Source organism: Sporosarcina obsidiansis, from assembly GCF_009651005.1.
Classification (GTDB): Bacteria; Bacillota; Bacilli; order Bacillales_A; family Planococcaceae; genus Sporosarcina; species Sporosarcina obsidiansis.
The window spans coordinates 80,211-103,890 of record NZ_WHVW01000006.1; the positions used below are offsets into that span (position 1 = coordinate 80,211).

Annotated in this window: 24 protein-coding genes; 14 read left to right on the forward strand and 10 right to left on the reverse strand. The window is 39.2% G+C overall.

The features are described from left to right. Entirely contained in the window at window positions 1–183 is a 183-nt protein-coding gene (locus GD002_RS07120) for a hypothetical protein (RefSeq protein ID WP_153731655.1), read from the reverse strand. Between the two features lie 132 nt (window positions 184–315). On the opposite strand from GD002_RS07120, the gene GD002_RS07125 reads away from it, so the two are divergent. Beyond that, window positions 316–870 (forward strand): DJ-1/PfpI family protein, encoded by a 555-nt coding sequence (locus GD002_RS07125; RefSeq protein ID WP_153731656.1) that lies wholly within the window; start codon window positions 316–318, stop codon window positions 868–870. Window positions 871–1,593: 723 nt separating this feature from the next. On the opposite strand, the gene GD002_RS07130 is transcribed toward GD002_RS07125, so the two are convergent. Beyond that, window positions 1,594–2,217: a Yip1 family protein gene (locus GD002_RS07130; RefSeq protein ID WP_194841502.1), complete on the reverse strand. Its 624-nt coding sequence runs from the start codon at window positions 2,215–2,217 to the stop codon at window positions 1,594–1,596. Between the two features lie 184 nt (window positions 2,218–2,401). On the opposite strand from GD002_RS07130, the gene GD002_RS07135 reads away from it, so the two are divergent. After that, complete coding sequence (locus tag GD002_RS07135; protein WP_153731658.1) at window positions 2,402–4,714, forward strand: penicillin acylase family protein; 2,313 nt, start codon at window positions 2,402–2,404, stop codon at window positions 4,712–4,714. A 58-nt stretch (window positions 4,715–4,772) separates the two neighbouring features. Here the strand turns inward: GD002_RS07135 and GD002_RS07140 are convergent, their stop codons facing one another. Next, a complete protein-coding gene (locus GD002_RS07140) occupies window positions 4,773–5,399 on the reverse strand; it encodes a Yip1 family protein (RefSeq protein ID WP_153731659.1) in 627 nt (208 codons plus the stop codon). 179 nt (window positions 5,400–5,578) lie between these two features. Here GD002_RS07140 and namA point away from each other — a divergent pair, with 179 nt between their 5' ends. Beyond that, complete coding sequence (namA, locus tag GD002_RS07145) at window positions 5,579–6,601, forward strand: NADPH dehydrogenase NamA (RefSeq protein WP_153731660.1); 1,023 nt, start codon at window positions 5,579–5,581, stop codon at window positions 6,599–6,601. Window positions 6,602–6,632: 31 nt separating this feature from the next. Here namA and GD002_RS07150 read toward each other — a convergent pair whose 3' ends face one another. Further along, on the reverse strand, window positions 6,633–7,118 hold the full coding sequence (locus GD002_RS07150; RefSeq protein ID WP_153731661.1) for a metallophosphoesterase family protein: 486 nt from the start codon (window positions 7,116–7,118) through the stop codon (window positions 6,633–6,635). Window positions 7,119–7,219: 101 nt separating this feature from the next. Between GD002_RS07150 and GD002_RS07155 the strand changes: the two genes are divergently transcribed. The 5 genes from GD002_RS07155 (at window position 7,220) to GD002_RS07175 (ending at window position 10,912) form a co-directional block, all read left to right on the forward strand. Then, window positions 7,220–7,588 carry a carboxymuconolactone decarboxylase family protein gene (locus GD002_RS07155; protein ID WP_153731662.1) on the forward strand — a complete coding sequence of 123 codons (369 nt, stop codon included), beginning with the start codon at window positions 7,220–7,222 and terminating at the stop codon, window positions 7,586–7,588. 113 nt (window positions 7,589–7,701) lie between these two features. Next, window positions 7,702–8,025: a PadR family transcriptional regulator gene (locus tag GD002_RS07160; protein WP_153731663.1), complete on the forward strand. Its 324-nt coding sequence runs from the start codon at window positions 7,702–7,704 to the stop codon at window positions 8,023–8,025. After that, window positions 8,022–8,888 carry a permease prefix domain 1-containing protein gene (locus GD002_RS07165; RefSeq protein WP_153731664.1) on the forward strand — a complete coding sequence of 289 codons (867 nt, stop codon included), beginning with the start codon at window positions 8,022–8,024 and terminating at the stop codon, window positions 8,886–8,888. Before GD002_RS07160 ends, GD002_RS07165 begins: the two co-directional genes overlap by 4 nt. A gap of 15 nt (window positions 8,889–8,903) precedes the next feature. Then, entirely contained in the window at window positions 8,904–9,923 is a 1,020-nt protein-coding gene (locus tag GD002_RS07170; protein ID WP_153731665.1) for a TolB-like translocation protein, read from the forward strand. 257 nt (window positions 9,924–10,180) lie between these two features. After that, window positions 10,181–10,912, forward strand: coding sequence for a YqcI/YcgG family protein (locus GD002_RS07175; protein WP_153731666.1), 732 nt, complete (start codon window positions 10,181–10,183; stop codon window positions 10,910–10,912). A 34-nt stretch (window positions 10,913–10,946) separates the two neighbouring features. On the opposite strand, the gene GD002_RS07180 is transcribed toward GD002_RS07175, so the two are convergent. The 3 genes from GD002_RS07180 to GD002_RS07190 form a co-directional block, all read right to left on the reverse strand. Then, entirely contained in the window at window positions 10,947–11,765 is an 819-nt protein-coding gene (locus GD002_RS07180) for an STAS domain-containing protein (protein ID WP_153731667.1), read from the reverse strand. Between the two features lie 82 nt (window positions 11,766–11,847). After that, entirely contained in the window at window positions 11,848–12,873 is a 1,026-nt protein-coding gene (locus GD002_RS07185; protein WP_228548322.1) for an NAD(P)H-dependent flavin oxidoreductase, read from the reverse strand. Between the two features lie 196 nt (window positions 12,874–13,069). Further along, entirely contained in the window at window positions 13,070–13,753 is a 684-nt protein-coding gene (locus tag GD002_RS07190) for a hypothetical protein (RefSeq protein WP_153731668.1), read from the reverse strand. Between the two features lie 123 nt (window positions 13,754–13,876). Between GD002_RS07190 and GD002_RS07195 the strand changes: the two genes are divergently transcribed. Continuing rightward, window positions 13,877–16,084, forward strand: a complete 2,208-nt coding sequence (locus GD002_RS07195) for a YhgE/Pip domain-containing protein (protein WP_153731669.1) — start codon at window positions 13,877–13,879, stop codon at window positions 16,082–16,084. A 293-nt stretch (window positions 16,085–16,377) separates the two neighbouring features. On the opposite strand, the gene GD002_RS07200 is transcribed toward GD002_RS07195, so the two are convergent. After that, entirely contained in the window at window positions 16,378–17,787 is a 1,410-nt protein-coding gene (locus GD002_RS07200) for a VWA domain-containing protein (protein WP_153731670.1), read from the reverse strand. Between the two features lie 322 nt (window positions 17,788–18,109). After that, window positions 18,110–18,517 (reverse strand): YugN family protein, encoded by a 408-nt coding sequence (locus tag GD002_RS07205; protein WP_153731671.1) that lies wholly within the window; start codon window positions 18,515–18,517, stop codon window positions 18,110–18,112. 136 nt (window positions 18,518–18,653) lie between these two features. On the opposite strand from GD002_RS07205, the gene GD002_RS07210 reads away from it, so the two are divergent. The 5 genes from GD002_RS07210 to GD002_RS07230 all read left to right on the forward strand — a co-directional run bounded on the left by GD002_RS07210 (window position 18,654) and on the right by GD002_RS07230 (window position 23,135). After that, on the forward strand, window positions 18,654–19,661 hold the full coding sequence (locus GD002_RS07210; RefSeq protein WP_153731672.1) for a YsnF/AvaK domain-containing protein: 1,008 nt from the start codon (window positions 18,654–18,656) through the stop codon (window positions 19,659–19,661). Window positions 19,662–19,747: 86 nt separating this feature from the next. Next, a complete protein-coding gene (locus GD002_RS07215; protein WP_153731673.1) occupies window positions 19,748–19,975 on the forward strand; it encodes a hypothetical protein in 228 nt (75 codons plus the stop codon). A 147-nt stretch (window positions 19,976–20,122) separates the two neighbouring features. After that, window positions 20,123–21,076, forward strand: a complete 954-nt coding sequence (locus GD002_RS07220) for an agmatinase family protein (protein ID WP_153731674.1) — start codon at window positions 20,123–20,125, stop codon at window positions 21,074–21,076. Between the two features lie 119 nt (window positions 21,077–21,195). Then, complete coding sequence (locus tag GD002_RS07225) at window positions 21,196–21,831, forward strand: helix-turn-helix transcriptional regulator (RefSeq protein ID WP_153731675.1); 636 nt, start codon at window positions 21,196–21,198, stop codon at window positions 21,829–21,831. Window positions 21,832–21,884: 53 nt separating this feature from the next. Next, window positions 21,885–23,135: an Nramp family divalent metal transporter gene (locus tag GD002_RS07230; RefSeq protein ID WP_153731676.1), complete on the forward strand. Its 1,251-nt coding sequence runs from the start codon at window positions 21,885–21,887 to the stop codon at window positions 23,133–23,135. Window positions 23,136–23,162: 27 nt separating this feature from the next. Here GD002_RS07230 and GD002_RS07235 read toward each other — a convergent pair whose 3' ends face one another. Continuing rightward, complete coding sequence (locus tag GD002_RS07235; RefSeq protein WP_153731677.1) at window positions 23,163–23,660, reverse strand: TspO/MBR family protein; 498 nt, start codon at window positions 23,658–23,660, stop codon at window positions 23,163–23,165. Between the last annotated feature and the right edge of the window lie 20 nt (window positions 23,661–23,680).

Consider the following 23,680-nt stretch of genomic DNA (forward strand, 5'->3'; position numbering starts at 1 on the left):
TCATCCTCTCCTTTTATCTTCTGTTTTGCGATAAACGTCTTTTAACGCTTCTCGATATTCTTTTCCACTGGCATACTCACGAACACGTGCAGATTCCTCGGCGCCCACTTCGAATTCCAGTCCTATCTCTTCATTGATATTGTTTTTGTTGAATAGATGTCGGACATTACCATTTTTAGTCATTATATATCCCTCCTAGTCATAATATGGCTTGATATTTCGTAAAAGATGTATGAGTTAGAAAAGGATTTTTTGTTGGCATGTCGAATGTAGTGAAGTAGAAACATAATTCAGAATTGAGAGAGAGGGAAAGTGATGAGCAAAAAAGTATTGATTCTTGCGGGAGACGCTGTAGAAGCTCTGGAGATTTATTATCCATATTATCGTTGTCTGGAGGAAGGATTAGAGACAACGATTGCCTCACCATCCGTGAAAAAACTGCAAACTGTTTGTCATGACTTTATTGATGGAATGGAGACCTATGTTGAAAAGCCTGCATATGGTTTAGATTCAAATGTTGCATTTGCAGATGTAAATCCTGCTGATTATGATGGGTTGATCATTCCCGGTGGACGCGCACCAGAGTATATTCGTTTGGATGAATCACTTCCAGGTATTGTTCGCCATTTCTTCGAAGAAAATAAACCAGTTGCAGCAGTTTGTCATGCTGCACAGGTGTTATCAGTCATTCCTGATCTCATGAAAGGAAGAGAGTATACGGCATATATTGCTTGTAAACCAGACGTCACTGCAACAGGAGCCACTTACATGGAGAAAGATCTCCATACAGAAGGGAACCTCGTTTCCGGACATGCATGGCCTGATCTTCCAGGCTTAATGAGAGAGTTTATGAAAATGCTAAATAAGTAATATAAAAAGACGTAAAGCCCACTAAGTAGGGCTTTACTTCTCAGACTGTAGACAAAAGATATATAAAGTGGTCATGCTACCGTTGATCTGCGTTCGATGCGCATGCTTTCCTGGGGGCTGGCCTGGGCCAATCGAACAGCAAAGGATTCAATTTGTATAATTTCTGGGTCTTTGTGTAGGGATTATACATCTAGTGTATACAAGGTGCTTGCTCCTAACGCTTCTCTTTTACTCGCAAAAGTCGTTCTGCGTGACGGCTTTACTGCGGGGTCTCAAGACGCACGGTGATCCCCAAAGAGTTAATTTTACCGTTGGCTCACATAAAGAGAGTCATGCAACCGTTATTGCAGGACGCAGCGAACTTAGGTTGCCTTCTACTCCGATCAACTAGCGTATTTTGTTGGCTCAAGTGAATTGCTTTCCATATCCAGAGACTTATGACTACAATAAGTAATTTTTTCTAAGCTTACTGTATAGGGATTGGAGCGGAAGACGGGCGACTCCTGTGGGATTAGCGTGACAGGTGAGACCCTGGACTGAGCGAAGCGAGGGAAGCGGCTCACCGCACGCCCCACGGAAAGCGTCCCGTCTGGAGCGCAAATCCCCGGACTGCAAGCCAATATTTTTATCCTTGTTCTCTACAAACGTTAGTTCAAACTTATCGTTTTTATTGTTTGTCTACAAGCAGAGACGTAAAGCCCACTAAGTAGGGCTTTACGTCTTTTATATGGCGATAAGAAAAAAAGAAAAGAATATAATGATCATAATTGGAATCAATATGATTAATAAAATCCCTACTATAATCATAATGGTTCCAAAACCTCGCCAGGTTGAGAAATGATGAACCACACCAATCGCTTTTGACAAAATGACTGTGCTGAACACACCTAGACCTAACAAGAGTAAATTAGATAATATGAATAGAATGATAGGAATATTGGTTAGGGATCCCATTTCATATGGATCTTGAAACAATGTCTTCCCGTATATGGCAACTAATAATAAATTATAAGGAAGCATCCAAATAATCGGCAATGAACTAAGCGGTACGACTGTTGCCATTTCTTTGAATTTTCCAGTTCCGCCAAGCCACTTTCCTACCCACGTATAAAGGCCTGCATTGATAAACCATCCAATGATTCCTCCAACAAATGAAGAAATGATTCCAAGTAGAATGATGAGCACTAAAGGTAGATTTGTTAGAAAACCTGTATCAGCAAAAGAAGTCAAACCTATGCTTATGGAAGCAACTAAAATAATGAAAAAACCATAATTCCATGTTTTTGTCTCCAATACGTATTGAATCGTTTGTTTCGGTTTTGTCCAAATCGATAATATAGGATTCATATGAAAACGAACTCCTTTCCTGTTAACTATACATCTTATACGTAACGATACTTGTAATTGTTTCATTTATTTATAAAATGCTTGTCTTAGCCGTTCCCAAATTGTTAGGCGTGCATAAGGTAAGTAGACAATTGCAACATACTTTCATAGTAGCTGACGGTTATCAATTAGAGGAGGGCGTGAATTGTATAGATGGAAGAAGTTTCGTGAATGGCAGACAGCTTACTCTATGATACGTGCTCTTCCGATGACGAAGGGAACCCAAAAAGTTATTGGCTTGCTGGACGCAGTCTTAGTCGTACGTGATGAGCAAGGCGTCCCACATATTGAAGCGAAGAATGAACATGATTTATATTTCGCGCAAGGATATGTGCAAGCGCAAGATCGATTATTTCAAATGGACATATCAAGAAGGCAAGCTTCGGGAAGATTAAGTGAGGTATTTGGGAAATCTTCTCTTCATACCGATCAATATTTTCGAACAATAGGATTACATCGAGCAGCTGAAAAATCACTTTCACACTATTCTGCTAGGACCAAAAAAATCTTAGACTCTTTTTCACAAGGAGTGAATGCATACATCAAAGAGGCGGTTCGAAAACGCAAATTACCTATTGAATTTATATTGCGTTCTTATCAACCGGATGAATGGACACCCACTGATTGTATCATCATGGTAAAACTGATGGCGTTTAATATGGGTGGAAATTGGCAAATGCAAGCTTTTCGATTGTGGGCAATGCATAATTTATCCGAAGAAAAATGGAGAGATTTGTTTCCAGAAGCAGCTGGTGATGATGAAGAAATAGCGCAATATTGTTTAGCGCATCCTCTAAATGTGGCCTCAATATTTAAACATGCACCGTTGATAAATAATTGTGGAGGTAGTAATAGTTGGGTGGTGAGTGGAAAGAAGAGTAAGAATGGAAAGCCTTTGTTGGCTGCTGCCCCCCAAATGTCACTTGGAAATCCCGCTGCTTGGTATCAAATGCATTTGCAATCAACTGAGATGAATGTGAGTGGTGTAATTTTGCCAGGTATGCCCGGTGTCCTTTTAGGTCATAACGAGCATATTGCATGGGGCATGACGAATACAAGACCAGATACCCAAGACTTATATATTGAAAAAAGACACCCAGAAAAACCTTTTACCTATTTATATAATGAAGAATGGGTTGAAGCACGTATTTCTAGTGAAGTAATTCAGATAAAAGGAAGCCCACCTGTGCTGTTTCAAATTCAAGAAACTAGACACGGACCTGTTTTTTCGGAGTACTTACAAGTGCCGGAACAAACGGTTTTCTCTTTACGTTGGACAGCACTGGAACCAACGAAAGAAATTGAAGCAGTGATTGCTATAAATACAGCGTCAAATTGGAATGAATTTGAAAAAGCATTAGAAGATTTTCATTCACCTACTCAGAACTTTATATTTGCCTCGATGGATGGAACAATTGCTTGCAAAACGACTGGTCGAATACCCATTCGGAAAGGGAAAGGATTACTCCCGGTGCCAGGTTGGAATGATGAATTTGAATGGCAAGATTTTCTACCTTTCGACGAACTTCCATGTTCAGTGAATCCGAAAGAAGAATTTATCGCAACAGTAAACGTGAAAGAAGAAACAGCAGATTACCCAAATCATATGAGCCATGTGTGGGCTCGGCCTTATCAGCAGATACGTATACAAGAGGTTTTGCAAACGGGAAATAACTTCACGGTACAAGATATGAAACGGCTTCAAATGGACAAAGTAAATTTGTATGCCGCTGAGTTTGTTCCCCTTTTTTTGAGGTGCTTACAGTCTGTAAAAAAGACAATGCAACTTCGACGGGCATTAGGGATTTTAGAAAAGTGGAAATTTGAAGACCGCGTTAACGAACCGGCTCCACTGTTGTTTCATTTGTGGTTGAACGAGATTCAGAAGAGTTTATTTGAAAATGAGATTCCTCATGATGTATTACGGCTATTTGATGGTAAGGCGTTAGTCGTTGATCGCATCTTACGTCAAGCACTACAAACAAAGTCAGAATCAGTTTGGGTTAAGCAATTAGGAGGAATTTCTGAGGTATTGTATCAGTCGCTCAACAAATGTTTGAAGTATGCAGAAACTCAATATGGAAAAAATATGAAAGAATGGAAGTGGGGACATTTTCATCGTTTGTACTTTGAACATCCACTCAGCAACGCAAATGACTTTGCCAACGAGCTGTTTAATATAACGAAACCGTTGTCTGTTGGGGGGAGTGAAATGACGGTTCAAACAACTAGATGTAACGAATTAGGAATTGTTAACCACGGAGCATCGTGGCGCTTCGTCAAGGATTGGTCTAGCCGATTAAATAGTCATCATATTATTGGTCCAGGACAATGTGGGCACGTAAAAAGCCTATGGTATGATAATCAATTGTCCAATTGGTTGTATGGAAATTATCATGTAACAGAATTAAAGATGATCGAGTCAACGTATTATTTACGTTTAGTGCCGAAAACATAAACTTGTGGGGAGGAGGATTCTATCACGAAAAATAGAATCCTCCCTTTCACTTATTGAATTAATATGAAAGTATCGCATAAAATAAGGCCGAGAAAACAAAGATCACCACAAAACCTATCACGCAAAAAATACCGAAAATAATTGCAAGTGTGCCGAATCCCCTCCAAGAAGAAAATTGATGAACAATACCAATTGCCTTTGATAAAATGACTGTACTATAAATGGAGAGACCAAAGAAAATAAGATTAATGAGAGGTCCAGCAAATACGAGCAGCACAAATGCGGTAGCCATCGGGGTCCCTTCATTCATCATCGTGAAAATCATTGAAATCATAAATAGAAATGTGAGTGGAAACATCCAAATAGTAGGAATGATACTAAGTGGGATTACGGACATCATCTCTTTAAATGATCCTTTTCCACCAAGCCACTTGCCGATCCAGGTAGATAAAACGGATTGAAGCAACCAAGCGAGAAGAGAACCAAAAAACATCAATACAAGTGAGCTACCTAATACAACCGGAATAGAAAATTCATCAATGAAATAAAACGAAGTCCCCGTCATCGGTGCTACGGTGAGTGTCGCAAGTGCGATGATAACGACACCGTAAGAAATGTTTTTATGCTCCATGACATATCGAATCGTATTGGAGGGCTGGCTCCAAATAGTTAAAAAAGGTTTCAAATAATTCCTCCCTTACGTAATATTTTGGATACCATCCAATAATTCACTATACTATTTAGAAAGGCAGCATAGGAGAGGCTAAGGAAATAGGCGCTTCTGTCTAATCCTAGAACCTTTAAAATCTTTCAAGTTTTGCTATACTCTTTTTAACTAGTTACTAAATTAAGGGGGACAACATCATGGCAACTTTATTTACACCCTATACAATTCGTGGAGTGGAGTTCAAGAATCGGATCGCGATGGCACCTATGTGTATGTACTCTTCTCACGATCAGGATGGAAAAGTGACGGATTGGCATAAAGTTCATTATCCAGTCCGCGCAGTAGGTCAAGTGGGACTCATTATACTAGAGGCGACGGCTGTTCAACCAGAGGGTAGAATATCACATGAAGACTTAGGAATTTGGTCAGACGATCATATCGAAGGTTTAGCTGAAGTCGTTCGATTAATGAAACAACATGGAGCGCGTACAGGGATCCAATTAGCTCACGCAGGTAGGAAAGCGACAGTTGATGGAGTGATCCATGCGCCAAGTTCGATACCGTTCAGTGAGCAATATAAAACTCCTACTGAAATGACAGTAGAGGATATTGAAGCAACCATTCAGGCCTTTACATCAGCTGCTGTTCGGGCCAAACAAGCAGGATTTGACGTAATTGAAATTCATGGTGCTCATGGTTATTTGATCAATGAATTTCTAACACCATTATGTAATCATCGCCAAGACGAGTATGGCGGACCGGCAGAAAATCGGTATCGATTATTACGACAAGTTATTGATGCAGTCCGTTCTGTATGGGAAGGTCCCTTATTTGTACGAATTTCTGCTGAAGATTATACAAAAGGTGGCATGGACGTATCGCAGTATGTGGAAATGGCGCGCTGGATGAAAGCACAAGGAGTGGATTTGATTGATGTTAGTTCAGGTGGTGTAGTTCCTGCTACCATCAACACATTTCCTGGCTATCAAGTATCGTATGCAGATGAAATTCGTAAGGAAGCTAGAATAGCTACAGGTGCAGTCGGCTTGATCACGTCTGCTCTTCAAGCAGAAGAAATCTTACAAAATGGACGAGCAGATCTTGTACTACTTGGACGTGAATTATTACGCGATCCTTATTGGCCGTACACTGCTGCAAATGAGTTAGGGATCGAAATAGATGCCCCTGTTCCCTATAAACGAGGTTGGACATTTTCTTAAATAAAATCAAGTAGGGGGTTTCGTTTTGACCTCACTGTTTATTAGCGAAAAACACCAACTCTGCCCGAATCTCTTCATCAATATGTAGAAAACAGAAAGAATAACGAGAAAGTTTGCGTTTATCGGTAGGAGAGCCAGGGTTGATTACTAGCGTTTGATTTATATAACGAAGCATCGGAATATGGGAGTGTCCGAAAACCAACACGTCAAGCGGCACTCCTTCAAATGCTTCAAGTGCACGTTTTTCTGTTGTTTTTTTATCGCCATGACCATGCACTAGACCAATTTGAACGTCTCCTACTTGAATCACTTGTTGCAAGGGAAATTTTCCTTTCATCACTTCGTCATCCACATTGCCTGACACACCTATCACTTCCGCAAATTGAGAAAGTATATGAAATGCTTCTAAAGACTTCCAATCACCTGTATGTAAGATCAAATCTGCTGTTCTGCATTCATCTAGCAGTCGCCTGGGTAGCGTCTTTCCGTGTGTATCGCCTGTAATAACAATTTTCATTGGTAACCACCTCAAGATCTTTATTTAACTATATCATTTCCGATTTCAATGAATAGCAAACCAACTGGCGGATATACTACGTCTGAATTGGAGGGATATTCATGGAGGAATTTACATTTACAGATGCAGTTTTACAGGATTATAAGACAGGTATGGGTGCAGCAATGGAGAAGATCCCGAACTTAGTCAAATCATTCAATGCGTTTTCTGAGGTATGTTTTGAAGAAGGCGAGATTAGTCAAAAGCACAAGCATTTAATGGCGCTTGCTATTAGCGTCTATGCACACAGCGAGTACTGTATCATTTACCACACGAAGGGTTGTGTGGATGGCGGTTGTTCTGAAGTAGAAATTTTGGAAGCAGTCGGTGTTGCTGCTGCTTTAGGTGGAGGAACTGCAATGAGTCAGGCAGTTACTTTGGTGTTGCAGACAATAGATGAACTACAGGATGACCCAAAACCACTTCAATAATATATTCAGTACCTTACCAGAATCGATAAGATGGTGGTAAGGTGTTTTTTTATATCATACCTTGTAGTGCGATGTACATCGTGTTAGTATGTAGTTATAAGAGGTGAAGACAGATGGATCAAGAAATGATGAAGGGCAGTATCGATTTAATTTTATTGTCGTTGATTGCTCAGCGAGATTTGTATGGCTATGAAATCGTAAAAGTTTTGAAAACGATAAGCGATAATACGTATGAAATGAGTGAAGGAACTTTATATGCAGCGTTAAAACGTCTAGAAAAAAAGAAGTGGGTAGAATCGTATTGGCAAGAAACAGAAGGTGGTAGACGAAAGTATTATCGTTTAACCGATGAAGGCGGAGCTGCATTAGAGAGTAAGCAGGAAAATTGGGAGTGGATGAATGCACTCATTCGTAAAAGTTCGGAAGGTTTGATATGAACCAGGTATTCAATCGATTTGTGAATGGAGTTATCGGGCAAACGGATAGTAATGAAGAGGAACGGAAAGATTTGAGCGAGGAACTGCTTAGTCATTTGCAATGTTCTTATGAAGACTTGCAATTGGAAGGATACTCGAAAGAGGAGGCGATGAAGATGTCAATGGAAAATTTCGGTGATGAAAAGGAAATCGGTAGGCAACTGCAGCAGGCGATGTATCCGTATCGTAGAGAAATGATGCTAATTCTAGCAAGCGCTTCATTACTATTTGCCTACAGTGTCTATTTGCTTCAATTATTCACAAGGGGAGATGCCCATATTATCTGGCTTGTGTTAGCCGTGTTGGTCGGAGCGTCTCTCTTGATTGTTACATTGCATCCAATCCAATCATTACATCGACGCCTCTGGATGAATGGTCTACTTATAAGTCATATATTTGTTTTTATATTTGGTACATTATTGGCAACAGATTTGGATAGACCTTATTCGTCTGGTATGACGTTCTTTTCTCTTTTTGTAGTCCTGTTAGCTGTCATTCTAGTCTATCGTACAACGATCTATGATTTTCCTTCTGCAAGACAATCACTGAGGAAAGATGCTAAATGGATTCATTTCATTAATATTACCACGGGTATCATCCTGATCCTGATCACCTTGTTTTTCTTATGGGCACTTTTAATATTTGCTGAAGAACTCCCGGCCACTGTGCTGCTACTTGGCGTGCCAATTGTACTATGGATGGTTTCTTATGCTGTGCAATTACGTTTATTAGCTGGCCAACGTAAAGTGTTGACGTATAGTATTGCGTACTTGCAGCTATTTTTGATTTTGGTCACTATAGCAATCTGGGCGTTTTGGGTGTAAAAGGAGGAATATCAAATGAAAAAATCACTAGTTTTCATAATAGGTTTCCTTGTGTTCCTAACAGCTGTATTCATCGTACTCGGATTGCTGTTCGACAAAGAGGAAAATGAAAAACAAGCAGGCCTGACAGATATTTATGATGTGTCTTCAGAAGGTAGCATCGCGTATGTCGTATATGAAAAAGGTCAAGCGAATTTATATTTGGACGGCCAAAAACAATCGATTGTTCAATTGTCGGTAGAAAAATCAATTGTGGATGTGGAATTTTCAAAAGATGACAAGTATCTAGCTTTTGCAGTTTCGGATAAAGATCTTGAAAAAAATAATAATACGGACATTCACATAATTCAGTTAGACTCATTGGAAGATCAGCTTGTATATTCAATAGACGCATTAATTACAGAACTAGCATTTGATCCGAAAGATTCAGAGAGACTATTTTATTTACAGGCTGGAACGTTTACGAATTATTCACCGATTGCTGCAAAATATCCTCATGGCTTTGACGTGTATAGTTATCATTTGGGCGAACAGACACATACCCAACATACCGATTTGAAAAAATATAGTATGGCATCATTGCAAGTATCGTCTGACGATGAGCTAGTATATGTGCAAATGGATGATGATGAAGGTACACAATCGGCAGAGGAAGCCTTTTCAACAAACCAGCGTATATTTGAGATCCCGCTAGACGATCCCAATGAAAAATCGGTAGTCAGCAGTTCAGAAAAAGCAGAGGATATATTTGACTTCATTGTATTGCCTGAACGCCAAGAATTTATCTATCAGGCTGTGGCTGGAACAGGAGAAAATGGTATTTACGAATATGAACTATTTACGTTTAATTGGAAAACAAATAAAACGGAGCAGCTAACTACGCTGAAAGAATCTGTATCTAAACCAGTGCGTGGTTCAGACGATAAAATCTATTTCATGGTGGACCGTGAGTTTGGTTCGCGCACTCCTGATTATCATTTATTTAGAATAGATGTAGCCGGAAAAAAATTAGAAGAAATCCCGTTAGACTATTAATGTGCATAAATTTCATAAACAATCCACACTCCTCATAAACTGTACAGACTATTTATGGGGATGTTTTGTTGTCTAGAAATTTTCAAGAAGAGTTGCGCTTTGAAATGCATATTTAGTTGCGGATATTAGGGGATCATGCATGTTTCATTTGATTGAGAACAGAGCAGGACAGATTATGAGATATAGATAATATGTTTCTTCTGCAGGAAGTTAGGGTAATTGATATACAAGATAGTTAGTTAAAGGGGGATTATTCTTTGATTCAGACATCTGACGTTTTATTAACGAAAGAAGACTTCGTAGAACGAAAAAACTTGCCAGAGTGGTTAGTAAATGAGTATCAAACATTCCATCAAATCGTGACGGATCGGACGTTTCCTTGTTATTTTGGGATGGCTGGTGAGAAAAAAGGAGAGCTACGTTACGGCTATATTACACAAGATGACTGGTCGAATTTACCGAAAACATTAGAAGCATTTCTAGCGCTGTTCGAGAATCCGAAGCATAAGCGACACGGGCTTTTTGTTTTTGTAGAGCCATTCGAAACAGAAGGAACACTCGATGAATATCGTAATCAGTTTTGGGACATTCTGCAATATTTACATACAGCTGATCAAAAAGAATGGCCAACTAATGCACCACGTGATCCAGAACATCATCTTTGGGATTTTCATTTTCATGGTGAACCTATTTTTGCATTTGGTAATGCCCCAGCGTACAAGCAAAGAAAAACGCGTGCTCTAGGCAACTCGATGGTGATCGGATTCCAGCCACGTAAGATTTTCAAAGGGCTTGAGGGAACAGAAAAAGGTGGTATCAATTCACGGGAAAAAGTACGGGAACGGGTGGAAGTATGGGATGACCTACCGAAGCATCCCGACATTAGCCATTTTGGTGATCCTACACATAATGAGTGGAAACAGTTTTTCATCGGTGATGATTGTGAACCGATAACGGGGAAATGTCCTTTTAACCACAAAGAAATGTAAGCAAAAGCGATACCTCGGAAGGTATCGCTTCGATTTATTTAAAATATAGGTCTAGTGCTTGTTGAAGTGTTCCCCACGTTTTGGTTTGCGAATCAAAAACTACTCCTAATGCAATCATATTCCGTACTACATCGGGTTTGAGCCCGGTGATTACAGCATGACACCCCATCAATTTGGCTCCTTCGATCATTTTTAAAAATTCGTCCACTACTACTGTATCCATTTCTCCAATTCCTGATAAATCAATAATTAATGTTTGGATATGCTGTTTTGATATCTCCATCAATACTCGTTCTTCCATTACTTTTGAACGGAAATAATCAATAGTACCGATTAGCGGCAAGATACTGACGGTTGATGTAATGGGAATAATGGGAACAGATAAATTTTCTACTAGCTTTCGCTGTTCATGCAAAAGGGTATCCTTATAAGTAGAGTAATTAATAAAAAATACGTTCAAAAATTGGTCAATTTGATTATTTACTTGCTTTTCTATTTCGAAAAAGTCATAATTCTCTATGGTCTTTTGCTCAATCATAAATTCGATATTAATCCATAATGTCCGCCGAATAGCTTGTACCCATTCTAGTTTTAAATCAAGTGTCAACGAGTGAGTAGCCCATGCAATTCCTTCCTTTTTTGCAAACAACCGCAAATTCTCTTCTTCTTTCCAAATGACAAAATGGACGAGTTTATGGGCATTGTTTATGAGATCAATGTTTCCGATCTGCAAAATCTCTTTCACTTTATCTTTTACATTGACAGCCTGCTTTAATAATTCTTGTTCAAATGCATGTTTATGTTCTAGTAAAAATTGTTCTGCTAATTTCTGATTAAATGGGCTGTTTGTCATAAGGTTCACCTCAAAAGATTCTATAATACACGTGAAGTTGTTTACCCTAATATTGAAATAGGTAAACATGTATAACGAAAAATTAATTAAGAGAAGCGGATAAATATAATGTTTTGATTACCTCTTTGACATTCCCACCCCTACAATGATGAACATTTTCTCCAGCCCAAAGAGACATATACGCTGGTTTGCCTTCCTTTAACGCGGCACTTCTAATCGGTTTTGTTAAATCGTTTTGATAGGGATAAGGTGCAATGGGGGCTTCTTCCATTTGATTTATGAATGAATTACGTATCCCACGCGCCATTTTTCCAGAGAATGCAGTGGTAAGAACTGTACTATTTTCTCTGGCTTGTAGCACGGCTTCTTTGTGAAATGAGTTCGCTCCGCTTTCATTCGTTGCCAATAAGGCGGTACCGACTTGTACAGCAGCCGCTCCATTCGAAAGCAAGTTGTGAACTTGGCTTTGTAATGCAATACCTCCAGCCGCAATGATGGGGATTTGGAGGAGATCCACCGTTTCTTCAAGCAGTTTATCTAGCGGAATCATGCTCAATTCCTCACTAAATGACCCCCTGTGACCTCCTGCTTCACTACCTTGAAGTACCACTGCGTCCATACCGGCTTGTTCAGCTAACAAAGCTTCTTCTACAGTTGTTGCCGTTCCAATTAAAAAAATTTCATGTTGTTTCAATTTTTGAATGATTGCTCTTTCTGGTAAGCCGAAAGTAAATGAGCAGATCGGAACTCTTTCTTCAATCAATACTTGTACCTGCTCATCGAATTCACTGGATGAAAGTGTTGTATCCCATTCGGGCAGACCTAGTTGTTTGCCAATAGGTTGCAAAGCTTGATAGGCTTTTTCAATCTGCTTCTCATCGACTGCTGTTTTTTCAGGAACAAATAAATTCACTTGAAAGGGTTGATCTGTCAACTGCTTGGTCTGTTGGATAATATCCCTTGTAGCATCAGCAGAAAGATAGCCGGCACCTATAGAGCCTAACGCACCCGCTTCAGAACAAGCTGCTACAAATTCTGGTGTTGTCACTCCAGCCATAGGCGCCTGAACAATCGGGTATTTCAAAAAATGTGAGAATGTTCGTTGCAAGAGAGCTCCTCCTCGAATATTCGTAATCTTCGTATTATTATTATTAAGTCTATCAAATATGGAGAGAAGAAGCTATATGGGGGCAACACGATATTGAAGTTCATTGCTTACTGGTGAGTGATGAAACACGTTACGTTCACTCATTATATAGAGGGGCCTATATTTTGAATGAGTGAAGAAAGGAACATTCTATTTTTTAGTAGTGGGAGATGTTCATTTCTGCTTCGAAAATTTCTTTCATTCGCTCAGAAGCTATTCCACCGTAATTTATATATCCTGTATCAGGCCAATAGAGTGAGCGTGTCATGGAGCCATCTTCTAATTCAATACCGAAGAAGACACGTTTTCCTTCCGCTAAATCATGGTCATCTTGGTAAGGAAGGACAAGCAATTCATTTATAAATTCTTTCGCATGCTCCTCTGAAAACTCTCCAACAAACGATAAATCTTCTTCACTCTGCAAAATAACTCGTTTCACTTTCCTGCGAATGTCTAAAAAGTCTCCAAATGTTTCAGCGCTACCTGCGTCGGATACCTCAAATACTCGACCATCCGCTAGAATCCTAAATGCAGGATCATATCCCTTGATTTCATATAGCTTTGTTCCTTTAGGTAAATAGGCGGCATCTCCATTTTTAGACTTATGATTCGTTCCAGCATGACCGTCCAGCATGTATTTAACTTCACCAAGCACTTCTCCTGTTTCCCAATCTTTGTTCAGCTCATTGGTTTCATAATTAGCCGTATAGGTCGTATCATTCCATTTTACAAATTCCACCCAATCAATAATTGTTTGTTGAGAAGAAGGCAATAGACGAGAAGGATCAGCAGAACAACCTGCCAATAGCAAAACCCCTGCTATAAATATCCAATTTTTCATGTAGCAACTCTCCTTTTTAACGTAGACGTAAGATTTCAGGTAAAGTTACATGGAATTTCCATTTGAAAGTAGTCGTTTTGGGTATAGTAGCTAGTAAAAGGTATTTCGTGAAAGAGGGATGTTATGAAAATAAGTTGGAATATTTTTAGGACGGATGTAAAAAATATTCGTAAAAACTGGGTAGCGGCCATCCTGATAGGCGGTCTGACCTTTTTGCCATCATTGTATGCCTGGCTGAATATTTATGCGGCATGGGATCCATATGCGCGTACTGATCAATTGCCGGTAGCTGTCGTGAATGAAGATGAAGGAGCGTTCGTACGTGAACAGCAGATTGATGTGGGGAAAGAATTAATAGGTACTTTAAAAGAAAATAAGGATATGGATTGGAAATTCACCACTTATGAAAAAGCGATGGATGGAGTAGAGTATGGTGACTATTTTGCCGCGATTTTTATTCCAAAAGACTTTTCAAGCAAACTAGGGACTGTCATTACAGGAGAGCCTGAAAAAGCGGAAATTGAGTATTATGTCAATGAAAAGTTAAATTCTATTGCACCTAAAATCACGGAAAAAGGAGCATCTGTCATTGTCGATAAAGTGAGCAGTCGCTTTATTTCTACTGTGAATGGCGTAGTGCTTGATTTGTTTAATGAGTTGGGGATTGAAATTGAAAAAGATTTACCTGATATTAGGAAGTTTGAGGAGTATGTATTTGATATACAGAAACAATTACCGAGTATTCATCAGACATTGGAAGGAATCGTGGCAGATGCAAATTCTGCACAGAAACTCATCAATAAAGCACAAAAGCTGATGCCAGAAGTGCAGCAAACAACCTCGGAAGGCTTGCAGACCGTTAATGATACCATAAGCCAATTGACGGCTGCTCAACAAGGGTTGGTAGCGGCCTCCCCAAGAATCAAAGCAGATCTTGAAAAAATAACAGACATAACAAAAGAGACAAATGCATTTCTTAAAAAGATACAGCAGACAGAACTCGATTTTACAGAGTGGAATCGGGCTAAAAAAGGAATGGATGAACGTGTCACAAGTAGTATAGAAAAACTGGAGGACCTGAAGCAAGACCTCAATCATGTGAAATCTGTTGTAGAGGGAGTAAAACAAGCAAACGATCAACAGACCGAGGGCATGGAACCATACTCGTCCTCTTCTTCGATACCAATTGATGCAGCATTGGAGGAAGTCGAAAATCTTAAAAATCAAATACAGGAAATACAGAATAATGCACGAACACTTGATTCGCTAGTGGGAGACGAAGAGGAACGGTTAAAGAATGGGGTGAATGATTTACAACAAATTGCTGAAAATACATCTGTTCAAGCAGACTCTTTTTTAAAAGAGTACTCGAATACCATTGAACCGTTTATTCGTAAAGAAATTGCCCAAGCCTTGAATACATTAGAAAAAGCGAAGAATTTACTGATGGAAGTACAAAAAACGATTCCGCAAGTTGAAAAGGTGCTAGTAAGTACTGATGGACATGTAACTGATGGAAAGAAGCAAATCGAGCAAGCGCTAAATCAATATCCGTATGTATCCGACAAAGTGGATCAACTTGCTGATCGTATCAAAAAGATTCAGGGTGAAACGGATATTAATGAAATCATCGAGTTGTTGCGCAATGATCCACAGGCAGAAAGAAGCTTTTTCGAAGAACCTATACTTTTGAATGAAAATAAGTTATTTCCCATCAAGAACTATGGAACGGGAATGACACCATTCTATACAGTGCTCTCAATTTGGGTCGGTTGTCTGTTGCTCATTTCCTTATTATCAACGGATATTCATCGGGAAGGACAATTTACAACAAGGCAAATTTATGTAGGCCGTTTATTTACATTTGGCTTGATTGGCCTTTTGCAAACTCTTATTGTAACAGCTGGCGATATTCTACTGCTTGGTGTGACGGTCAAGGAGCCATTGCTGTTCATCTTATTTGGTATGTTGATAAGCATAGTTTTCATGTCGATCGTGTATACGTTTGTTTCTGTGTTCGGTGATGTAGGTAAAGCACTGGCGATCGTGATGTTGGTTCTCCAAATTGCGGGATCTGGCGGTACGTATCCTGTTATGCTACTACCCGAATTTTTCCAATGGATCAACCCAATATTGCCATTTACGTATGCGATTGATTTGATGAGAGAAGCGGTAGGGGGAATTGTCTGGGCACGTGCGTCAAAAGATATTATCTTCCTACTGATTGTAGGAATCGTGATGATAACATTTGGTACTTCATTGAAGAAGAAAGTGAATAAGGCGACAAATCAACTTCTAGCAAAATCTAGAGAGACAGATTTGTTTCATTGAGTATGTTGCTTAACTGAATTGAAGAGCATTTCGCCAGTATAAAACCCCTGAACAAGCTACTCTTTTTTCGGAGTAACTTGTTCAGGGGTATTTTAACTGAAATCAGCAGAAAATTCCTACCTCTATAAGTGGAGAATGAACGGGAGTAATTTTCTGTTCAATAAACACCGAAGTGAACCGAGAGACTGTTGCTTAAAATTGGATGTGAAGAAATTTGAATAGAGGCTTGCATGATCTGTATCGTGCAAGCCTCCATTCAAAATCCGGGCGCAATTATGCCTGAATGTAATTGATCAACGTTGTTCTTCTTTCAATTTCCGCATCCGTTCTTGATAGTCTTCGATCATTGTAGAAATTCTCTCTACTTCGGAATCGATCATTGCCTTTTTTTCTTCCTCTTTTTGTTCAATCAGTTCATCATAATGGGCTTTTTGCTGATCGATTAGCTTCTGGACTTGTACTGCATCCGCTTCGTCTAGCAATTCTTCCTCTTTTAATAAGTTAACTGCTCCAGTCAAGCGCAAATCTTCCACTTGAATTGCATTTTTAACTTTTTGTGCATAGTCACTAACAGTTGTTATAGCCATTGTAACGGGCCAGCCGACTGGTTTTGCATAAATTAAACCAACCAAATCTAAATCGGAAGGAAGCCACAGCTTGGTCATCTGTTGGGTCATTTCATCTAGTGTATCAGCCCCTAAATAACTGCCGTTTCCTGCCTTTGCCACTGCTTGTAGCTGAGACTCTGCTTTTCTATCCACTTGGAATCCAATGACGTTGACGTGTCGATCTGGACTACATTCAGCAAACAGTTGTGCTTCTTTTACAGGATCTCCACCGCAAGTTTCTTCCCCGTCACTGATGATATAAAGTGTGATATCTTCTGTGGTGTCTGCATGATCTATGGCTGCTTGTGCAATCGCTCCGGCAAGTGGTGTCCAACCCCTCGCTTCTACCTTTTTTACAGAGTCATTAAATGAATCTTGTTTGTACTCGCCAAGCGCATACACTTCATCGATCGTTGTACACGATAATTCTTTATCATTTTGGCTTTGTGACCCCATATGGCCGTATGCGTAGAGCGACACCTTACTGTTTTGCCCCATTGCTTTAGCAAAGCTCCTGGCTGCACTTTTTGCGGTATCCATTTTCAAATGGCCATCGGCTTGAAGTAGCATGCTGGAGCTAGCATCTAGTAAGATCAATGCGTTAGTTGGTGCTTTTTCTTGTTCCCCATCCCCATTCATTTCATAGGGCTCCGGTAGTAGCGGTTCATCAAATTGTGGAGTGTAGGTGATTAACGGACCGACTAATGCTTCGTATTGAGCACTCCCTAAATAATAGTTGAGCGCCTGATGTATTTGCTCAGGTTCTTGTAGTGAACTTAAAAACTCCTTCATCTTTTCTAGAAATTCTGGCCGTATTTCTTTAGGTACTTCAGCTGTAGCCCACATGGATGTTTCCTTATCAACTGAGAAATCTTTTGTCAATTCGCCTGGGGTAACCGCTACCAGCTCATCAGCAGTTTTTGCCAAGACGAATGAAATGTCCTCATTGACTTGAGTTTCTTTTTTGGGTTCGCTTTTCTGAGGTACTTCAGTTGCTGTTTCCTTGGTCGTTTGTGCACCAGGATCGGACTCTTCTGTTGATGAACAACCGGCTATAAAAATAGCAAGTATGCACATAGATAGGCATTTTTTCAATTCTATAAGCCTCCTGTTTATAGAGTAGTTATTCAAAAGAATAACATAACTAACTAGTCAGTTTTATAAAGTTCCAAATAAATACATCTAATATCCTGCTGTAGCCTAGAAATAATTAGGTTGAAAGGCTAACAAAGTTACGAAGAAAAGGACTTGCGCTGTGCTTAATTATTTTACGTTGTTTCAAAAGGAATTAAAGTGGTGGATATGTAGAAAGATAAAGGTTGAGATTTGTATGAAGCAGACAGGAAATGTAGAAGAGTTACTTTCATTAGAACGCAACAAAACCCCCACTTTTCAGGCAACTGAAAGTGGGGGGTACTCATTCTAAATACTGTAAAATTTCTTCAATTGCTAATTCACCGGCTGTCTCCCACCGGCTTTTATCACGTATTTGGGCATCACGATCAATGGGCTCCTGAAATTGATTGAATGATCCACTTAATAATGAGCTGCTATCCCGATCAAGCCCCGTATTTACTACGTGTTTGATGACATATGGTGTGGTAAACCGAATGGAAGTTTGATAATCGTCCAATTCCCCATTGTGCGCTACAAATGGAAGGCGCAAGTAAATTGTTTCTCCACCCTCACGATGCAAAATGGAATCGAAGCAGCCCTTATGATAATCCCAACCACCACCAAAATGATAGCCGTGCTTTCCCACTTGCTCGCGTAGAGGTCCAAAGCTAGCGAGCTTTCCGTCAATTGCTGTCTCTAATTTAAGCATCTAATCACTCCTTTTTATTAGAATTCCTATTTATTGCGATTTTATTCATTTGAAAATATAAATCAGAGGTTTCTTAATTTGTCAAGTGGGTAAACCAAGAAAACGAAGACGAATTATAAATTAGGAGGAGATTAATATGAATAGCAAACGATATATGGGAATGTACTATGATGAAACAGAATTAATGAACCGAGTTCAGGAGCTGAAAAATGAAGGATGGCCTGAAGAAAATATTTATGTAGTTGTGAAAAATGATGAGCATCTGACCATGATGAGAAGCCGAACAGATGCCGAGATCAAATCAGCGAACGATTCATGGTGGGATCGTTTTATGGGCTTCATCTCAGGAGAAGATCACGTACACCGGATGGTCGATAATTTAGATTTTGGACCAGAAGAAACGGAACGATATTACCGTGAAATCGATGAAGGTGGCATGTTGCTTTATGTCGATCAAGGTGAAGTAAACCGTCATTATATGGATAACACTGATTTCTACGGCTTGAATCAAATGAGTACGGATGTTAACTTGGGAGCTAATGGATTAAGCGTAACAGACCAGGAATTCCATACTGCAGATCCTTATCGTAAGAATCATCCATTGGCAGATCAACATGACAATGAACTAGGACGCGTTGGTGCAGAAGCCGTAATGGACCGACCTACAGATCAAACTGTCTATCATGATGAATTGGATGCATTGCCTGATACCGTTTCGGAAGAAGAGCGTATGCGTTTGCACGAAGAACGTTTACAAGTGGACAAGTACCAGACCGAGCGTGGAGAAGTTCGCCTTCAAAAAGATGTAGTTGAAGAACCGAGATCAATAGATGTCAATGTAGTACATGATGAAATTACGATTGAGCGCCGACCTGTAGCAGACAATGATTTAACTGTTGCTGATCGATTTAGCAATGATTCTACTGTATTGCAAGAAGATAATGAGACGATTCGCATCCCTATTACTGAAGAGCATGTGGAAGTCACTAAGAAACCAATTGTTACTGAGGAAATTGTTTTGAAAAAACATCAAGTCGAAGAGCAGAAAACAATCCATGAATCTGTGAAACGGGAAGAAGTACATCTCGATAAAGAAGGGGATGTTAATATCCACGGAGATCGTTTAAATAAAGATCGTTTCTAATAAGTTAGGACTAGATTGGCAAACATCTTGTCATCCTCTCTCCATATACGGTAAAATGATGAAAATGGCCGGGAAGGGGAGAGTGTATGCTAAAGCATCCAGGTATTGCCGCTGTGCTAAGTTTTTTCTGGACTGGCGTTGGACAAATTTATAATGGACAAATTTTAAAAGGTATTCTGCTCATTATTTTGCAAGCCATCAATGGATTATTGATGTTTGTACTAATTGGATTTGTGACGTATCCAATTGTTTGGATCTGGGGAATGTACGATGCGTATAAGACAGCCGAACGTATGAATAAGGAGTTTATTTAACAAAAAAATAGTTGAATAGTAACCGAAAAGAACACTCTAGACGTTAGAGTGTTCTTTTTTAATTTTTTTAAAATCTATTTGACAATTTATAAAATTAGATTTAAGATAATTAAAAGTTCTTTAAAAAAAGTAAAGGTGGTAATAATTATGACTGATATGATTTACGGAAATACGCCTTGCATGTTGGGTGCTAAAAATATTTCTGCTACAAAAGACTTTTCTGATGTAGACGTTTTAGTATATGGAATACCTTGGGAAGGTGCAGTAACATGGGGAGATTATACCGGATGTGAGCTAGGGCCTAAAGTTATGCGTTTATCTTCTGCAAGATACTCTGGTTACTTACCAGAAATGGATGATATGGATGTTTTTGAACACGTAAAGTTAGGTGACCTTGGAGATATCGATGTTGTTCCTGCAGATGTTGATGAAACAATGAACCGCATCACATCATTTACTTCTGAATTATGGAAGTCTGGTAAATTTGTAGTAGGTCTAGGTGGAGATCATGGTGTTACATTTCCAATTGTTCGCTCAATAACAGAGCAAGGGAAGAAAGTCGGGATTATTCATTTAGATGCTCATTATGACAATTTGCCTTCACATAACGGAGATCAATTTGCTAGATGTAGTCCATTTGCACGTCTTTACGAACAAGAAGGTGTACGAAACGAAAGTATTATCCATACAGGTATTCACGGACCGCGTAATAAACCTGAAGCTGGACGTAACGCAAAAGCTGCAGGTGCTGTAACCGTTTCAGTCAATGAAATTCGTGGTCACAAAGATTTGAAAGCGTTAGCAAAAGAAATTCACGCAATGGCTTCAAAAGATGTTGACTGTGTATACTTGACCATTTGCAGTGATGTATTAGATTTTGCCTTCAATCCTGGAGGTCCTGTAGATGGTAATGGCTTAACATCATACGAATTACTTACATTAGTGCATGAGTTTTGTAAATTAGGTGTAGTGGGTATGGACTTCGTGGAGATTTATCCACAACAAGATCCTAACCAGTTCTCAGCTCACTTTGCTTCCACACTCATTTTATATGCACTAGCAGGAAATATTCTTCATAATCAACAAAACGAAAAGAACTAAACAAGCTGTTTTTGTACCTCCTCAGATAGATTTCTTGGTATTTTACGATAATGCTCGATTTTTTACTGAGATTGTAGGAAACTTATAGAAGAAATTTATACTGAGGGGTGCTACTTACTATGGAACAAAATCACTGTATTTTCGATGCTTATATACGAATGGCTGATGCAATCTATGCAGTTTTTAATGTAAACTGTGAGATTGTTATACACGATATAACGAAAGTAGAGACATCTTTAATTTATTTAAAAGGCGATGTGACCGGGAGGACAGTAGGTGCTCCGACTACGGAAGTTATTTTGAGAGAATTGAAAAAAAAGCCGGAAGATATAAAAGACTTGAATGGAATTATAACGAATACAGCTAGAGGCAAGGTCATCAAGACATCCATTGTGTTTATTCGAAATGATAAAGGCGAAGTCCTAGGTTTCTTAGGCATTAACTTAGATATAACAGATATGAATCGTTTACATCAGATGTTAGAAGAGATGATTCACCCTGAATCAAGTTTAAACGACCAACAACATGATGAATCGTATGCGACACATATTGATGAAGTATTTGATCAAATTACAAAAAGTACGATTGTTGAATTAGGAATTGATATCGAAAATTTGAAGCGTGAAGATCGTCTGAAATTTGTTAGGAAATTAGATGAGAAAGGCATGTTTCTCATACAAGGATCAATTGATCGGATCGCAGAGTTAATAGGTGTATCTAAACAAACGATATATAATTCTCTCGAGGAAAAATGACATTTTTTCCTCACCCTTATGTATTAGTGAAAAGAAAAAAGAGGTGAAGGAAGATGACGGCTAACATGACAACTCCTGAAGTGGTTAAGAAGAAAGGTTTCATGGCAAAAGTGAAATCAATGGGGCCAGGTGCAATTATTACGGCTTCATTCATCGGACCTGGAACAGTAACGACAGCAACTAGGGCTGGGGCATCATTTGGTTTTGCTATTTTATGGGCAGTAGTATTTTCGATTATTGCGACGATTGTTTTACAAGAAATGTCCGCTCGTCTCGGAATTGTTTCAAAAAAAGGATTGGGAGAAGCAATACACGATCAGTTTCAACAACCACTCCTGAAGTTCGCATCCATTTGGCTTGTTATTATCTCGATAGGTGTTGGATGTGCTGCTTATATCTCAGGGGATTTGATGGGTACTTCTTTAGGAATCTCAACTTTGACGTCAATTCCTGCTAACGTTGTAAGCCCTTTCATAGGGGTTGCGATTTTGTTTTTAGGGCTATCTGGTAGCTATAAATTGATTGAGAAAGTTATGATTACACTAGTAGTGATAATGAGTATTACTTTTATCACAACGATGATCGTAGTCAAGCCAGATATTGGTGCTGTCTTCGCAGGAGCATTCGTACCAAGTATTCCAACGGGTTCCATGATTTTGATTATTGCATTAATCGGTACAACGGTCGTTCCATATAACTTCTTTATTCATTCGTCTATGGTGCAAGAACGCTGGACTCAAGTGAGTGATTTGAAAGAAGCGAGATGGGATACAATTATCTCGATCAGTGTAGGTGGATTAATCACAGCTGCTGTATTAATCACAGCAGGTTCTACAATGTATGGTATGGAAGTAAATAGTGTAGCTGATCTATCTATACAATTGGAACCGTTATTCGGATCATGGGCAAAACTGTTTATATGTATTGGTATTTTTGCTGCAGGTTTTTCATCTGCTATTGCAAGTCCTCTCGGTGCAGCAGTTGCGATTGGCAGCGTGCTGAAGTGGGAAGGTGGAATGAAGAATAAAAAGTTTAAAATTGTTTTTGCTTCAGTTATAGTTATTGGGATTATTACTTCAGCAATCGGTTTTAGCCCAATGGATGTTTTACTAATGGCACAAGCATTAAATGGAATATTACTTCCAGTCGTTGCGATTTACTTATTTATCGTAATGAACAATAAAAAATTATTAGGAAATAACCGCAATTCAATGTTAATGAATATCATTGGTGCAATCGTTATATTAGTAGCTGTATTCCTAGGTGGCTACAGTTTACTAGATGCCATTCAAACTTATTTATAAAAAAGCGACCAGACTTCTGGCGCTTTTTTATTTGTTCAATTTCCAAGTAGAGTAGTTTAATGTAAGTGCGAACAATACCCATCCAATGTAGGGGACCATTAATGCACCCGCAGTCCGATCGGTTTTATTGAATTCATAAGCAGTCATAGCGATTGCACCTAATAAAATGGTCATTTCGACCAATGCCGTGCCTCGTAAATTCCACTTAAAATATAAAAAAGACCAAAGGAAATTGAGTCCTAATTGGACATCATACAGTTGAGCGGCAGAATCTTTTCGTTTCAATTGCTCTTGTTTTTGCTCTACACGGTAATTCGCTATGCCCATCATCGTGTAGAGTGCGGTCCATGCGACAGGGAAGACAGCGCCTGGAGGAGAAAAAGATGGCTTCTCCAACTGTGCGTATTGTTCTTGAGTATTACGATTAGCCAACCACCCAACGATTGAACCTCCGACTACAGGAATCAGCACACTACGAGTTAAATTTTTCCAATTGACTGTTTTATTTACATGCAGCAATTCCAAGTAATGACCTCCTTTTATGG